Genomic DNA, 13,617 nt, shown 5'->3' with positions numbered 1-13,617 from the left:
GAAAAAGGCCCCGGAATTCCGGAGCCCATCAGGTGTTGACAGTTCATGATCGATCAGAGGTATTTGCGGGGATTGAGCGGCACGCCATTGCGCCGCACCTCGTAATGGACATGCGAGCCGGTGGATGTGCCGGTATTGCCGACCGCGGCAATGCGATCACCGCGCCGGACCCGTTGGCCGACCTTGACATAGAGCCTGGAATTATGACCGTAGTAAGTGCGATAACCATAGCCGTGGTCGATCACCACCAGCTTTCCATAACCCGGTACGGTTTCGGCACGGGCCACGATGCCGTCGGCGGTGGCATGGACCGGGGTGCCGGTGTTTGACGCGATATCAAGCCCTTCATGCATCTTGCGGCGCCCGGTGAAGGGGGATTTACGCATGCCGAAAAGCGACGTGATCCATCCCTTGACCGGCCATCCCTGCGGTTTCGAAGCCAACAGGGAACGCTGGTCGTTGAGGACCGCCTGGATCTCCTCCTGGCTCTGGCGGCGGAGATCGATCTGCTGACGCACCTCGTCGATCTGGCGCTGCAATTCGGAAAAACGGGGATGGGTATCCGCGTCGGGCGGTCCGCCGATGCCACTGAGGACGTTGGTTTTGGCAGGAGTCAACTTGGCCATCACCCTGACCTGCGCGTCATTCTGCGCAAGCAGCACAACATCCCGGTTGAGCAGGTCAAGTTCGCCGGAAAGCCGCGCCAGTTCGACCTGCTGCTGCAGATTGGTGGTGCGCAGACGCGCCAGCTCCGCCGAATCGTAGCGATTCCGCAGATAGCCGTAAGTCAACAGGGCGACCCCAAGAACCGCCACCCCGGCCGCGACCGCCAGCGACCTCAACCAGCCACTGCGGACGTAGTAACGGCGAACCCGGCGGGATCCTTCGGGAATAACCAGGATGGTAAAACGCTTGGAAGCCAATAAACTCTCCTGTCAGACGCCAAACAAGATGGACACATCTGCAATCTTCAGGCCGGAAAGTCCGGTCAAACCAGCCGTGACACCGGAAAAAACCTGCGTCCATTCCGGATGGGCGACCTAACCCCTTGACCTGAATAGAACTTCCCTGAATCCACGGGCCACCGGCAAACCTGACGGCGTTCCCCGACAACCCGACCAGGACAATAACGGATGCCGGCAAACCGACACTGAGCCCGACAATTCGGGCTCATTAATACCGTTGTCGGACAGTTTCTGTCAAGAAACCGGTGGTTTCCCCGGAGAAAGCAACAGGCTGACCGCCGTTTCGTCGCATTCAGGAAACTTGGCGCACTTGATACAATCCCGCCAGATTTTCTGCGGCAGCCGCGCCTTGTCGATCTCGTTGAATCCGAGACGGGTGAAAAACCCAACCTTGTAGGTCAGGGCGAAAACCTGCGGCAGACCGAGATCGCGTGCTTCCTGCAGACAGGCTTCAACCAGTTGCCGGCCAATTCCCTGACCGGCGACCTCTGCGGCGACCGCCAGGGAACGGATCTCAGCCAGATCTTTCCAGCAGATCTGCAGCCTGACCGTGCCGACAACCCGATCCTGCTGCACGTAGACATAAAAACTGCGGATATATTCGTAGATCTCCGCCAGGGAAGCCGACAACATCAGGCCGTCACCGGCGTAGGTATTGAGCAGTTGGTGGATAACCGGGGCATCGGCAATAACGGCTTTCCTGACCATTGGATTCAACCCTTTCCTGCCGGGTTCTGACCGCTCTCGATCATTTCCCGTGCATGTTCGAGGGTGCGCTCGGTGATCCGGGCGCCGCCGAGCATGCGGGCCATTTCCCTCACCCGGGTTTCGCCCTTCAAGGCGACCAGGGCGGTGAAGGTCCGGCCATTGTCAACCATCTTCTCAACACGATAATGAGCATCCCCGAAAGCGGCGACCTGCGGCAGATGGGTAATGCACAACACCTGGGCCGAATCGGCGACCTGCTGCAGCTTGGCCCCGACACTACTCGCCGCAGCGCCACCGATGCCGGCATCGACCTCGTCGAAAATCAGTGTCGAGACACCATCGGCATCCGGCGCGATACGCTTGATCGCCAGCATGATGCGTGACAGTTCGCCCCCCGAAGCGATCCAGGCCAGGGGCCGCATATCCTCCCCGGGATTCGGTGCCAGATAGAACTCCATCCGCTCCAGGCCGAACGGCCCCGGCTCTTCAAGGGCAATGAAATGACACTCGAACCGGGCCTTCGGCAATGCCAGGTCGGCCAGTTCGCGCATCACCCCTGAAGCCAGTTTTCGGGCTGCCGCCTGACGTTTGCGGGAGAGCCCGTCCCCGGCCTTCTGCAGAGCCTGACGCGCCTCCGTCAGTTGGGCGAGCAATCCCTCACGGGTCGAGTCGGCATCGGTCAGTTCGGCCAACTCGGCTTCGATACGGACCAGACCGGCCAGGATCTCCTCGATGGTCGGTGCGTACTTGCGTTTCAGCGCCGCGATCTGGGCAAGCCTTTCTTCGACCTCATTCTGACGTCCCGGTTCGAAATTGAGACGATCGGCAAAACCGCGCAGCTGGACGGCAACATCCTCGAGCTGATAGAGGCTGCCGCGAACCGTGCCCGCCAGTTCTCCCAGCTGGGGATCAACCGTTGCCAGGCCCTCGAGATCGGCAGCGACCCGGTCGAGGATTTCACAGACCGCCCCCTTGCGGCCATAGAGCTGTTCGTAGCCGCCCCCGGTGGCCAGTGTCAGCTTTTCACCATGCTGCAGCAGCAGTCGTTCCCGCTCCAGCTCTTCATCTTCACCCGGCTGCAGCGCGGCCGCGGCTATTTCGCGCTGCTGAAAACTGAGGAAATCGATGCGTTGCCGCCGGTCCCGCTCTCCCTGGTCGATCCCTTCAAGGCGCTGCTGCAAGGCGACAACCCGGTTGTACAGGTCGGTGTAAGCGGCAAGCTCCTTTTCCAGGCCGGCAAAACGATCGAGAAATTTCAGGTGGGTATCGGTCTTCTGCAGCCGCTGGTGTTCATGCTGGCCGTAAATATTGACCAGGCCGGCGGCAATGTCCTGCAGTTGGGACAGCCGGGAGAGAGAACCGTTGAGAAAAATCCGGTTTTTACCGGATCGGCTGACCACCCGCTTGATCAACAATTCGTCCGCAGCCTCAAACCCGCCTTTTGCCAATCTGTCCTTGACCACGGTCAGTCCGCTTAAATCGAACAGGCCCTCGACCGTCGCCTCCTCGGCCCCGGTGCGGATCACTTCCGGTCGGGCACGATCCCCCAGCAGCAGGCCGACGGCATCAATGATGATCGACTTCCCCGCGCCGGTCTCCCCGGTGAGGACATTGAAGCCGGGACCGAAACTGACCTCAAGCCGGTCGATAATGGCAAAGTTGCGGATGATCAATTCCGTCAGCATGAGACTGTTATCCTCTACCCGAAATCAACGCTGGCCCCAATGCAGCTTGGCGCGCAACACCTCGAAATAATCACGATGCGGACTCTTGATCAGCAGCGTGGTGTGGGGTGATTTCCGCACCTCGACAACATCGCCGCCGACCAGCGGCATCCCGACCTGACCGTCGGCGGTCAGCATCACCTCTTCATCCTGGAACTTGACCTCGACCCGAACCAGGGCTTCATCGGAGACGATGATCGGGCGGTTGGTCAGCATGTGGGGACAGATCGGCGTCACCACCAGGCAATGGATCCCGGGGTAGATGATCGGACCGCCGGCGGCAAGGTTATAGGCCGTGGTGCCGGTAGGCGTGGCGATAATCAGACCGTCGGCACGAAAGGTGGTCAGGTAGTCCTCGTTGACGCTGGTCTCCATGTCGATGATCCGCGCCAGCGCCCCCTTGTTGATGACCACGTCGTTGAGCATCCGGAAACGGCCGGCGACCTTGTCGCCGCGTCGCACCACCGCTTCGAGCATCAACCGGTTCGAGACATCGAAATCCCCGCGGATCACCCGGTCCAGCACCGGAAAGAGCTCGTCCCGGGTGATTTCGGTCAGAAAGCCGAGACGGCCGAGGTTAACCCCGAGGATCGGCACCCGCAGCTCGCCGACCAACCGCGCCACTGAAATCAGGGTACCATCGCCACCGAGGACGATCACCAGGTCGACCAGGGCGGGAATCGACCCCCCCGGGTAGCCCTGCGACTCGCCCATATCTTCGGCCAGCGGCTCATCGAGGTAAACCTCGACCTTACGCTGCCGCAGATGGTGACAGACATTGCGGGCCAACTGCACCGCGTCGGGATGGTTGCGTTTGGCGTAGATACCGATCCGTTTCATGAAAACTCCTTGACGAATTTGAAAACTATCACAGCTGCGACTATTAGTCTATCGCTTTCAGGCACTTAGCGCAGGATTCGGTTGTCCCTCCCCTGCCCCTGTGCTAAAGTTGATGGCGTCGCGAAAACTCACCAGCGGCTGCGTTGCTGCGCTTGCCTCGCTGCTTCGACGTACGTAAGCACGCCTCACTGCTTGACAACCGCGCGCCTTGCTGCCGGCGCTTTTTGCTTAGCCAACACTCTTGATGCTTTTTTGCGAAAGCATCAAAGTTGGGATTCCTCACGTCAACCGGGAAAGTTCATGGATCTGTTCGAACAGGCACCCGCCGGCGGCACGCCGCTGGCTGAACGGCTGCGGCCCCGCAACCTCGATGAAGTGGTCGGTCAACAACACCTGCTCGGCCCCGGCAGACTGCTGCGCCAACTGATCAGCAGCGACCGGATCAGTTCCCTGATCCTCTGGGGCCCTCCGGGGGTCGGCAAGACCACTCTCGCCCAGGTGATCGCCAACAGCACCAGCAGCCGCTTCGTCTTTTTCTCCGCGGTCCTGCAGGGCGTCAAGGAGATCCGGGAGATCGTCGCCGGGGCCCGCGAAGAGCGTGCCTTTCACGATCGGCGGACAGTGCTGTTCGTCGACGAGATCCACCGTTTCAACAAGGCACAGCAGGACGCCTTTCTCCCCTATGTCGAAAAGGGTGATATCATCCTCATCGGTGCCACCACCGAAAATCCTTCCTTCGAAGTCAACGCCGCCCTGCTCTCGCGCTCCCGGGTTTTCACCCTCGAACCGCTCCCTGAAGAAGAGATCGGCAAACTGCTCGACCGGGCCCTCGAAGACCCGCGCGGCCTCGGCGGCCAGGGATACAGTCTGACCGAAGAGGCGAAGGAGCTGCTTTGCCGCCAGGCCGACGGTGACGCGCGCACGGCCCTCAACGCGCTCGAAACGGCGGCCGCCGTCGGCTGCCGGGAAATCGACGCGGCAACCGTGCAGCAGGCGATGCAGACCCGAACCCTGCGTTACGACAAGGGAGCCGAAGAACACTACAACGTCATCTCGGCCTTCATCAAGAGCGTCCGCGGCTCCGACCCGGATGCCGCCCTCTACTGGCTGGCACGCATGCTCGAAGCGGGGGAAGATCCCCTTTTCATCGCGCGGCGCCTGGTCATTCTTGCCAGCGAGGATATCGGCAACGCTGATCCGCGCGGCCTGCAGCTGGCAATCGCCGCCCAGCAGGCGGTCCACTTCATCGGCCTGCCCGAAGGACGCATCCCGCTGGCCCAGGCAACCACCTACCTGGCCGCCGCGCCGAAAAGCAATGCCGCCTACGCCGGCATCAAAGCGGCTCAGGCCGAAGTCCGAAAAAGCGGTTCTCTGCCGGTCCCCCTGCATATCCGCAACGCCCCGACCGGGTTGATGAAGCAGCTCGGCTACGGCGCGGGATACCAGTATGCCCACAACGATCCACAGGGGATCGTGACACAAAGCCATCTGCCCGAGCAACTTGCCGGCAGCCGCTACTACCAGCCGACCGATCATGGCTTTGAAAAAACCATCGGCGAACGACTCGCCTGGCTTGAGCAACTGAAAAATAACCGCGCGACGGACGAGAAATCCTCATGATCAGGTTCGTCGCCCTGCTGCTGCCGTTGCTGCTGTTCTGTCCGTTGCCGGCCGCTGCCGCCGACTGGGGGCCCTGGGAAGTTCCGACACACAAGGGTTCCTCCCGACAGCCGGAGCATGACACCTCCCCTTTCGACCAGGCGGTGCATTTCTTTCAGCTCTACATCTCTCCGGTCGACGGCCCCCGCTGTCCGATGTACCCGACCTGTTCGGCCTATTCGCGCCAGGCGCTGGCCAGGCACGGGCCGTGGATCGGTGTCATGCTCACCGTCGATCGGCTGATCCATGAAAACGACCCGCGGGAAAAACGGCATCCGATCCGGGTCGGCGGCCGGATGCGTTATGCCGACCCGGTCAGCAACAATGATTTCTGGCTGGAATCCGGGCACCGGTGAATTCATCGCCGACCATCATGCGACATCTCGCGTCCGACCATTTTCTTCTTGTTCTGAAGGATGTCGGCCGCTATAGTGACGGGAGTATCTGACTGTCTGACGGCACCGGCGAACAGGGCCGGAATGACAGTTGGAGGGGGGACATAGACTACTTATTCCATTCAATGTCCCAGAAATCGATGCAATGATGGTTGTCGGCTGTCGCCGGGGAAAGACCGAAACGTGGACGCCGCGGGTGAACACGGAGCGGTTGCCCCACCCAGACTCGAAACACCTCTTTCGCCAGGCCATCCCGGGCATGGTGATGGATTCTCTTTCCTTCTTTTCCGTTCGTTTCCTCCCCTTTGAGCCGGATCTGCTGCGACTCCTCCCGGAGGTTTCATGGCATCGCTGAAGCCATTGAAACGGGACTACTCCGCGTTGCTGCAAAGCTACCGGCTGTTCCTGCAGGAGGAACGACCGGACATCGATTTCGAAAAACTCTGTCACAGCTGCCACATTACACCGGACAGCGGCTCCGTTGACAGTCGCCAGATGGCGCTGTTCACCAGCAGGTTGCTGAACCGCAGCGGCAACCCGCAGATTCTTCGCGCTGCGGGCCGGGCTGCCGGTCGACGTTCAGGACTGGGACTGATGCAGCAGCTCGGTCTTGGACTGGGCGGCCCCACGCGACTGCTGGAAAAACTGATCCGCGAGCAGGCCGCCCTCTCCGGTCAACAATGGGACATCCGCAGTCCCGGCCGCAACCTCCTGGATATCACCATCCCCGGCGATCCGAGTCATCACTGGTCCTGCCAGTACCACAGCGGGTTTCTCGAAAGCCTGGCGCTGCTGTTCAACCAACGCTCTCCGGGACTGGCCCATCCCCGCTGCAGCCGCCGCGGAGACCGGCATTGCCACTACCAGCTGACCTGGGATGATTCGCCGGCCGAATCCTGGCGCCGGCGCCGGAACCGGACGGCAATGTTGACAACCGTTTCCCTGCTGGCCGTCCCCTGGCTGCCGCCGGTCGCCGCCGCCACCCTGCCACCGTTGGGGCTGGCCGCCATGCTGGCCATGACCGCCTTTGGCGGAACCCTGGAACGCAACGAACTGCGCCGCCACCTGCAGCATCAGCAGGCCACCACCGAAGAGGTTGTCGACCAGGCGAACGCCAGCCTGATCAACCTGCAGCTGACCCGTGAAATCGGCCAGGCGATCAGCAGCCGCAGCGACAGCGACGACCTGTTGCGGGCGGTCAGCGACATCCTCGCTCACCAACTTGACTTCGACCGCGGCATGATCCTGCTGGCCGACAGTCAGCGCAAGGCGCTGCACTACCGTTGCGGCTTCGGTCTGAACGCCGCCGAATTGAAGCGTCTGGAAAGCCCCCTGGCCCTCTCCGGCCGCCATGATCGCACCCCGCTGGCGCCGCTGCTGATCAATAAACGCGGGCTGCTGATCAATGACGTGCGTCAGTTCCAGGATGTCCGGGTCCACAACCTGTGCCGCTGGTTTGCCGGCCTCGGCAGCCGCGCCTTTGCCTGCTGTCCGATCATCAGCGACCAGCAGGTGATCGGCATGCTCGCCCTCGACCTGCGCACACCCAAACGCCTGCTGGTTGAAAGCGACCTGCAACTACTCGAAGGGATTGCCCCCCTGATCGGCATCGGCCTGCAGAATTCCCGCCTGCTGGATGAACGTTCGGCCCAGTTCCAGTCCGTCATCCAGGTGCTGGCAGCCAGCATCGACGCACGGGACTTCCTCACCGCCGGGCACTCGGTGCAGGTCACCGAGTATGCCGTCGGCATCTGCAACCAGCTCGGCCTGGGCAGCGACTATACCGACATGGTACGCATTGCGGCGATGCTGCACGACTATGGCAAACTGGCGGTTCCTGATTTCATCCTGAAGAAGGACGGCGAACTGAACGCCGAAGAGAAGGCCCTGATCCGCACCCATCCGGACAAGAGTCGCGAGATCCTGGAGCGAATCCCCTTTGAAGGCATCTACCGGCAGATTCCCGAGGTGGTCGGCGCCCATCATGAAAAACTGGACGGCAGCGGCTACCCGAACGGGCTGAAGGGTGATGAGATACCGCTGGGAGCCCGCATCATCGCGGTCGCCGATTTTTTCGAAGCGATTACCTCCAAGCGCCATTACCGTGACCCGATGCCTTATCACGAAGCGCTGCAGCTGCTGGCCGAGGAGAGCCTGGTCCACTTCGACAAGCAGGTCGTCGATGCCCTGTTCTGTCACATCAGTGAAAACAAGATCTGCATGGTCGACAACTCTGGCGATGAGGAAAAGAAACTTGACCGCCGCAAGGTGCGGGTTCCCTGCCGCACCCAGGTTTCCTGCCAGGTGGCCAACCGCACCATCTCCGGGACCAGTACCAACCTGAGCAACGGCGGCATCTTCATCGCCAGTGACACCGGTCTCGATGAGGGCAACCTGATCGACGTCATCTTCGCCCTGCCGGACAGCCCCGACCAGCTGCTCAAACTGCAGGGCCGGGTCGCCTGGAACAACCCTCTCGGCCGCCAGGCCCAGGGGCTTCCCGAAGGCTTCGGGCTCGAATTCGTCAATCTTCCGGAAGAAACCTCGGGTGCCCTCAACGGTTACATCAGCCGGTTTGTCGCCCGCAAGGAAGCGGGACTGGCCAGCGGCGAGATTCTCACCGTGCATTGATCCCCCGAGCGGCGCAAACCCAAAAGGGCCGGACCCCCGTTGCGGGAATCCGGCCCTTTTTGTTCTCCGAACGATATCCGGGTTACAGCAAATGCGGCGGCGTCATCACCGTCATCAGGGCATCCGCCTCGGTCGCGGTCATACCCGACAACCCCTGGTGGATGCTCTGCAGGTTGCTGCGATGGACTTCCGTCAACCGGGCCCGGTCCGCTGCTGAAAGCGGTTGTGTCATACCCGCCATGGTCTGCTCCATGACCAGGTTTTCCAGCATCAGGTCATACTGCAGTTGCAGCATGCTCTTGTAGGGGCCATCCGCCAGCTGGGTCCAGTCGGGTGCCACCGGCGGGGAGGCAAGCGGGGGAAGCTGGGCCAGCCGGTTTTCCAGCGCGGCGGTAGCGGGCACATAGGCCATGCCGGGAACCTGCGGCATGAGGTTGCCGGCGGCAACCATCATCGTCGACCAGTTGCCGGTCGTCCCGTCCGCGCTGACCTGCCAGCGGCCGAATCCCATGCCGGCCAGGTCACTGCCGGTCATCATTCCGTTCCCCATCATGCCGCCGCTCATCACCGGCATCTGCCCGGCAATGGCATCAAGCATGCCGCCGACCGCAGTATCGGAAGCGGTCGTTGCCTGGTGGAAGGCGTCGAATGCGGTCTGCATGGCTGTTTCCATGTCCATCTGTGCCTGGTCGATGGTGGTCTGGTCGGGAAGAGTCGCCGGGTCGGCAAAAATCATCTGGAAGTCATGACGGGCCTGGTAGAGAGCATCCTGCAGGGCGGTCATGGCAGCGGTGAAACTCTGCCGCTGTTCCGTGGTCGCCCCGACAACCATCATCGCATCCTGGTAACGGCGCATCTCGGCGTGCAGCTGCCGCTGCCGACCATCGACCATGAAACTGGCGTGCATGGCGTCAAGAGCGGACTGCGAGAGGGGGCCCGTCAACGGAGAATTGTCGATCATCTGACCGGCCTGATCGAAGGCGGTCGCCATCAGTTCGGGATCAATACCCGCCATGGTGCCGGCATCAATCACCGCCTGCATGAATTGACCGGTGGCTGTGCCGTGCATGCCCGCGGCAACCACAGGATCGGTCTGCTGCACCGCGCCGCGGCAGGCAACTGCCAGGTCCTGCATAGCGGTCATCAGCTCGCTGCGGAAGGCATCCATCTCGGCAGCGGTGACCCCGGCCTGGGTGAGCCAGGTTTCAAAGGTTGTTTCGGCGTCGTCGGCCAGCTGCCCGAACGCATCGGCGTCGGCGGCACTGACCGCCCCGGTGGGAACCAACATCAGGGCGAACATGGCCCGCCCGGCATCAGCGCGACCGGCGGCGGTAAAGGCGCGCAGGGCGGCCGTCGCCTGACGGTGGCTGGTTTCATTGACGCCAAGCTGCAGAGCCTGCCCGGGCGCCGGGGCCGGAACCATCGCCTGCCGCACCACCTGCATTGTACCGGCGGCATCCAGCACCTCGACCAGCAGGAAAGGCGCCGTGCCCTTATCGGGAACCTGGCTGAACTGGAACATCAATTTGCCATCGGCGTCGCTGGTGGCGTTGACCTGCTCGACAACCATCTTCTGTCCATTGTCGGCAATGGTGGAAAGCTGCACGGTGTAGTCATGGTTTGCCGGAAAGGCCAGCGCCGCGGTCACTGCATAGAGCGGCAGCAACAGGGTCAGGGCCAGGGTGGTCAATATCTTCATGGGAATCTCCATCATTGGGTGTGAGATTGGAATGCTACTGGGCGGTACCACTGAGGGTGGTCGCGGTGCCGGTCGCCGAATCTGACGTGGTGCTGGAGCCGCCACTGCAGGCGGTGAGGGAAAAAGCCAGCAGGGTCAGGGTCATCGTCAGAACCAGGGCTTTAACAACCTTGTGTTTCATCATGCTCTTATCCTTTGGTTCGGGTTTGTCAATCACGTGGAGTGGGCCGCTCAATTGATGATTTTCCAGGAACCGTCCGGTTCCCGGCAGGCCGTGCCGTAGGCACTCTCTTCGTTCCCGGCAACCGTCACCGTCTGCCGGTATTCCCGGCAATAAGTGCCCTGGGCGGTCTGGTAGGTGCGGATCGGAGTCAGGGTTCCGGAATGGTCATTGTCCGGGTTGTGCCAGGTACCGGTCTGGTTGCTGGGCAGGGTTTCCAGGCTCTGCTGGGCGGTGCGCTCCATGGCCAGCTTGTCCTGCTGATCGAGACCGCGGCCGATTTCCTGGCCGATCATCGCTCCGGCCAGGGTACCGACGGCAACCGCCGCCAGGCGACCGTGACCGTGACCGAAGGCGGAACCGATCAGGGCGCCGGTGCCGGCGCCGAGCAGAGTGCCGCCCTGTTGTTTGGGACCGGTACCGGGGGCACAGCCGGCAAGAACGACGGCGAGCAACAGAAACCAGGCAAGATGTTTTTTCATGGGCATTCTCCTTTACTGCATTCAGGGGATCGTCAGCATTTGATCTCTTTGACGCAGCGGGAGAAAAAAGGTTTACAAAAAAATCTGATTTTTTTGCGGCAGGACGCAGCAACGCCCCGGCCGAATGGCCGGGGCGTTGCCGGTGTTTCTTTATCCTGAATCAGGTTTATACAGTTTTCAAATCAGGGAACTAAAAGCTCCGATAGGCAAAAACGCCGCCGCCGATATCCGGGCTGCCGTTGCTCAAACCGGCCAGCAGGTGCCCGCCGAATCCGAAACCCTCACCATCCCAGCCGCAGCGACCGACCACTTCCAGGGCATTATCGCCACCGTCATAGGGAGCGGTCGCACCTTCCAGCCCACCCGAAAACCAGAGATGTTCGCCCTGGTAACGACCGACGGAAGCCGTCCAGTCCCAGTACTGATCGGGCTGGAAATCACCATTTTCTCCCGGGAAGATGGCGCGCAACGAACCATCCAGGAACCAGTCGCCGAGATCCTGCCGGGCGGACAGGCCGCCGCCGAAATCCCAGGCACCGGTCCCCAGGCCCTTGTCATCATCCCCGGTCGGAGCCTTGAGGTAACCCAGCAGGCGGATCTCCGGACCGGAAGCGGGGCGCCAGAGAACCAGGTCGGCATCCAGCGAGGCATCTCCGAGACCTGAATTTGACTCGGTGGTATCGATCCGGCGGCCGCCCATTCCACCGCCTCCGATGATCGTCCCCGGCACGCCATTGTCAAAACGACGCCCGCCCATGAAGATGGTGGTCCCCTTCGACTGGCTGACCCAGGGCAGGGTGACAGCAAGACTGTAACGCTCGGCGCTGTAACTGACCGTCAACGGAATCGTCACCCCGGTCACCGTTTCATCCGTCCCATAATCGCCGCTGGTGACATCCAGGCCGACCTCCAGACTCAAGCCCCGGGCCGACACCGGAAGCGCGGTCAACAGGACAGCCAAAATCGACAGGTAAATTCTGGTCATCGTCTACTCCTTGAAAAGTGTTTTGTTCAGCGGAATCACTCCTCCCTTAGACGACCGTCCCCGGAAAAGGTTTACCTGATCCTGCCGCGCTGACGTAAACCTGACCTGAATCAGTGAGTTTCTGTTGGATGGAGAGTGCAAGTGCTTGGCCTGGATACGATTTTCAAAAATCTAAGGCGCACCCTTAGGTTCGCCGGTGATTTTTGGGAAGCGTAGGCAGGTCAATGACTTGTGCTATCCGCCGACGTGAAGCTCACTGATTCAGGTCTGAATCAACGGCACTCACGGCGCCTCAATCCGACAGGACGCCAGCAACTTCTCAACCACGGCCACGTCACCGGCAATATTTCCGGGGCCGGTGTAATAGATGAAAAACCAGTGCCTGGCGGCGAAACCGATGACACCGATAAAGCGCACCGGCTTCCCGTGAAGCTTGTATTCAGCATCCAACCGGTAACTGATTTCCGCTCCGGCGATCGGAAAACGCCTGACCTCGGTCTGGGCGCCGGTAATCCCGTCCTCGCTGGAGAGCCCCTCGCCCGCGTAGGAGGCGGAAGTCTTGACAACCTTTTCCGTCGGTGGATCTTCGCCGTCCTTCAAGGCACTGAAATCAATCTCGATGTGTGAACCGGTCTCCGCGTTGAAAGCAAACAGTTCGTTGATACTCAACAGCTTGCGCGCCACATCCTCAGGGTCATTGATGCCGGCCTTGCGCGCCGCTTCGAGCTGCGGCGGATGCAGATGCTCGGCCCGCTCCCTTACCAGGAACGCGGGGGGACGTGGAGACACTTTCCAGGGAGATGACGGTTCTTCCAGAAACAGTTTGACGCCATCCCCAACCGGATAGGAAGCCGCCAGGGAAGTCAGGGGAGCTACCGCCAGAATCGCCCACATCAGTCCGAAGAACAACAGTTTTTTCATCATTTCGTCCCTTCTCCTTTGTCCGGGGAAAGCCCTTCCCCGGTTGCCTCTTTCGGGCAACAGTTTCCGAACAGGCGCGGGGTTGCCGTCAGAGCATCACCAGAACCATCATCAGGGCCATACCGCCGCCGGCCAGCCAGGCCCAGGAGGATTGTCCCTCCGAAAAAAGGCCGAGACGGTCACCGTTTGCTGCCTTCGCCTGATTGTCGATCGCCTGATGGTCCAATCCGCCGCAGTTCATGCCCGACATCGGGGCGCCGGCCGCGGATGATCCCGCCGAACCGGCATGGCCGGAATGCGGAAGGTGCATGCAGCCGCCGCAGAGCAGCAACAAGCCCAGCAGGAGAACCGCGCCGAGAAACTTTTTCACCGACAGTGTACCCGACAT

General features: G+C 61.3%; 13 protein-coding genes. 3 read left to right on the top strand and 10 right to left on the bottom strand.

Annotated elements, in window-relative coordinates; genetic code table 11:
* Positions 1-53: 53 nt before the first annotated feature.
* The 4 genes from B5V00_RS08115 to B5V00_RS08100 form a co-directional block, all read right to left on the bottom strand.
* Positions 54-923 carry a M23 family metallopeptidase gene (locus tag B5V00_RS08115; protein ID WP_085010272.1) on the bottom strand — a complete coding sequence of 290 codons (870 nt, stop codon included), beginning with the start codon at positions 921-923 and terminating at the stop codon, positions 54-56.
* 276 nt (positions 924-1,199) lie between these two features.
* A complete protein-coding gene (locus tag B5V00_RS08110) occupies positions 1,200-1,673 on the bottom strand; it encodes an N-acetyltransferase (RefSeq protein WP_085010271.1) in 474 nt (157 codons plus the stop codon).
* 5 nt (positions 1,674-1,678) lie between these two features.
* Positions 1,679-3,358, bottom strand: coding sequence for a DNA repair protein RecN (gene recN, locus B5V00_RS08105; RefSeq protein ID WP_085010270.1), 1,680 nt, complete (start codon positions 3,356-3,358; stop codon positions 1,679-1,681).
* A gap of 24 nt (positions 3,359-3,382) precedes the next feature.
* Positions 3,383-4,237, bottom strand: a complete 855-nt coding sequence (locus tag B5V00_RS08100) for an NAD(+)/NADH kinase (RefSeq protein WP_085010269.1) — start codon at positions 4,235-4,237, stop codon at positions 3,383-3,385.
* A gap of 300 nt (positions 4,238-4,537) precedes the next feature.
* Between B5V00_RS08100 and B5V00_RS08095 the strand changes: the two genes are divergently transcribed.
* The 3 genes from B5V00_RS08095 to B5V00_RS08080 all read left to right on the top strand — a co-directional run bounded on the left by B5V00_RS08095 (position 4,538) and on the right by B5V00_RS08080 (position 8,922).
* A complete protein-coding gene (locus B5V00_RS08095) occupies positions 4,538-5,857 on the top strand; it encodes a replication-associated recombination protein A (protein ID WP_085010268.1) in 1,320 nt (439 codons plus the stop codon).
* The gene (gene yidD, locus B5V00_RS08090) at positions 5,854-6,252 is read left to right on the top strand and encodes a membrane protein insertion efficiency factor YidD (protein ID WP_085010267.1); all 399 of its coding nucleotides are present in this window, start codon (positions 5,854-5,856) and stop codon (positions 6,250-6,252) included. The genes B5V00_RS08095 and yidD overlap by 4 nt, the downstream gene beginning before the upstream one ends.
* 381 nt (positions 6,253-6,633) lie before the next feature.
* Positions 6,634-8,922: an HD domain-containing phosphohydrolase gene (locus B5V00_RS08080; RefSeq protein ID WP_085010265.1), complete on the top strand. Its 2,289-nt coding sequence runs from the start codon at positions 6,634-6,636 to the stop codon at positions 8,920-8,922.
* A gap of 82 nt (positions 8,923-9,004) precedes the next feature.
* Here the strand turns inward: B5V00_RS08080 and B5V00_RS08075 are convergent, their stop codons facing one another.
* From B5V00_RS08075 to B5V00_RS08055, 6 genes are all read right to left on the bottom strand, one after another.
* The gene (locus tag B5V00_RS08075) at positions 9,005-10,621 is read right to left on the bottom strand and encodes a hypothetical protein (RefSeq protein ID WP_085010264.1); all 1,617 of its coding nucleotides are present in this window, start codon (positions 10,619-10,621) and stop codon (positions 9,005-9,007) included.
* A 34-nt stretch (positions 10,622-10,655) separates the two neighbouring features.
* Positions 10,656-10,805, bottom strand: a complete 150-nt coding sequence (locus B5V00_RS17165) for a hypothetical protein (RefSeq protein ID WP_172399663.1) — start codon at positions 10,803-10,805, stop codon at positions 10,656-10,658.
* 47 nt (positions 10,806-10,852) lie between these two features.
* Positions 10,853-11,323: an RT0821/Lpp0805 family surface protein gene (locus B5V00_RS08070; protein WP_085010263.1), complete on the bottom strand. Its 471-nt coding sequence runs from the start codon at positions 11,321-11,323 to the stop codon at positions 10,853-10,855.
* 190 nt (positions 11,324-11,513) lie between these two features.
* On the bottom strand, positions 11,514-12,308 hold the full coding sequence (locus B5V00_RS08065) for a transporter family protein (protein WP_085010262.1): 795 nt from the start codon (positions 12,306-12,308) through the stop codon (positions 11,514-11,516).
* A 282-nt stretch (positions 12,309-12,590) separates the two neighbouring features.
* Positions 12,591-13,232 carry a hypothetical protein gene (locus B5V00_RS08060; RefSeq protein WP_085010261.1) on the bottom strand — a complete coding sequence of 214 codons (642 nt, stop codon included), beginning with the start codon at positions 13,230-13,232 and terminating at the stop codon, positions 12,591-12,593.
* Between the two features lie 85 nt (positions 13,233-13,317).
* Positions 13,318-13,617: a hypothetical protein gene (locus B5V00_RS08055; protein ID WP_085010260.1), complete on the bottom strand. Its 300-nt coding sequence runs from the start codon at positions 13,615-13,617 to the stop codon at positions 13,318-13,320.

Source organism: Geothermobacter hydrogeniphilus (genome assembly GCF_002093115.1).
In the GTDB taxonomy this organism is placed as follows: Bacteria; Desulfobacterota; Desulfuromonadia; order Desulfuromonadales; family Geothermobacteraceae; genus Geothermobacter_A; species Geothermobacter_A hydrogeniphilus.
The sequence above is the reverse complement of the archived record's forward strand: the minus strand, read 5'-3'. Positions and strand labels throughout refer to the sequence as shown.

Coding starts and splice junctions, on each gene's coding strand:
- B5V00_RS08075 (WP_085010264.1), bottom strand. CDS start 10,621: ATGAAGATATTGACCACCCTGGCCCTGACCCTGTTGCTGCCGCTCTAT.
- B5V00_RS08100 (WP_085010269.1), bottom strand. CDS start 4,237: ATGAAACGGATCGGTATCTACGCCAAACGCAACCATCCCGACGCGGTG.
- B5V00_RS08065 (WP_085010262.1), bottom strand. CDS start 12,308: ATGACCAGAATTTACCTGTCGATTTTGGCTGTCCTGTTGACCGCGCTT.
- yidD (WP_085010267.1), top strand. CDS start 5,854: ATGATCAGGTTCGTCGCCCTGCTGCTGCCGTTGCTGCTGTTCTGTCCG.
- B5V00_RS08060 (WP_085010261.1), bottom strand. CDS start 13,232: ATGATGAAAAAACTGTTGTTCTTCGGACTGATGTGGGCGATTCTGGCG.
- B5V00_RS08095 (WP_085010268.1), top strand. CDS start 4,538: ATGGATCTGTTCGAACAGGCACCCGCCGGCGGCACGCCGCTGGCTGAA.
- B5V00_RS08055 (WP_085010260.1), bottom strand. CDS start 13,617: ATGTCGGGTACACTGTCGGTGAAAAAGTTTCTCGGCGCGGTTCTCCTG.
- recN (WP_085010270.1), bottom strand. CDS start 3,358: ATGCTGACGGAATTGATCATCCGCAACTTTGCCATTATCGACCGGCTT.
- B5V00_RS08070 (WP_085010263.1), bottom strand. CDS start 11,323: ATGAAAAAACATCTTGCCTGGTTTCTGTTGCTCGCCGTCGTTCTTGCC.
- B5V00_RS17165 (WP_172399663.1), bottom strand. CDS start 10,805: ATGATGAAACACAAGGTTGTTAAAGCCCTGGTTCTGACGATGACCCTG.
- B5V00_RS08080 (WP_085010265.1), top strand. CDS start 6,634: ATGGCATCGCTGAAGCCATTGAAACGGGACTACTCCGCGTTGCTGCAA.
- B5V00_RS08110 (WP_085010271.1), bottom strand. CDS start 1,673: ATGGTCAGGAAAGCCGTTATTGCCGATGCCCCGGTTATCCACCAACTG.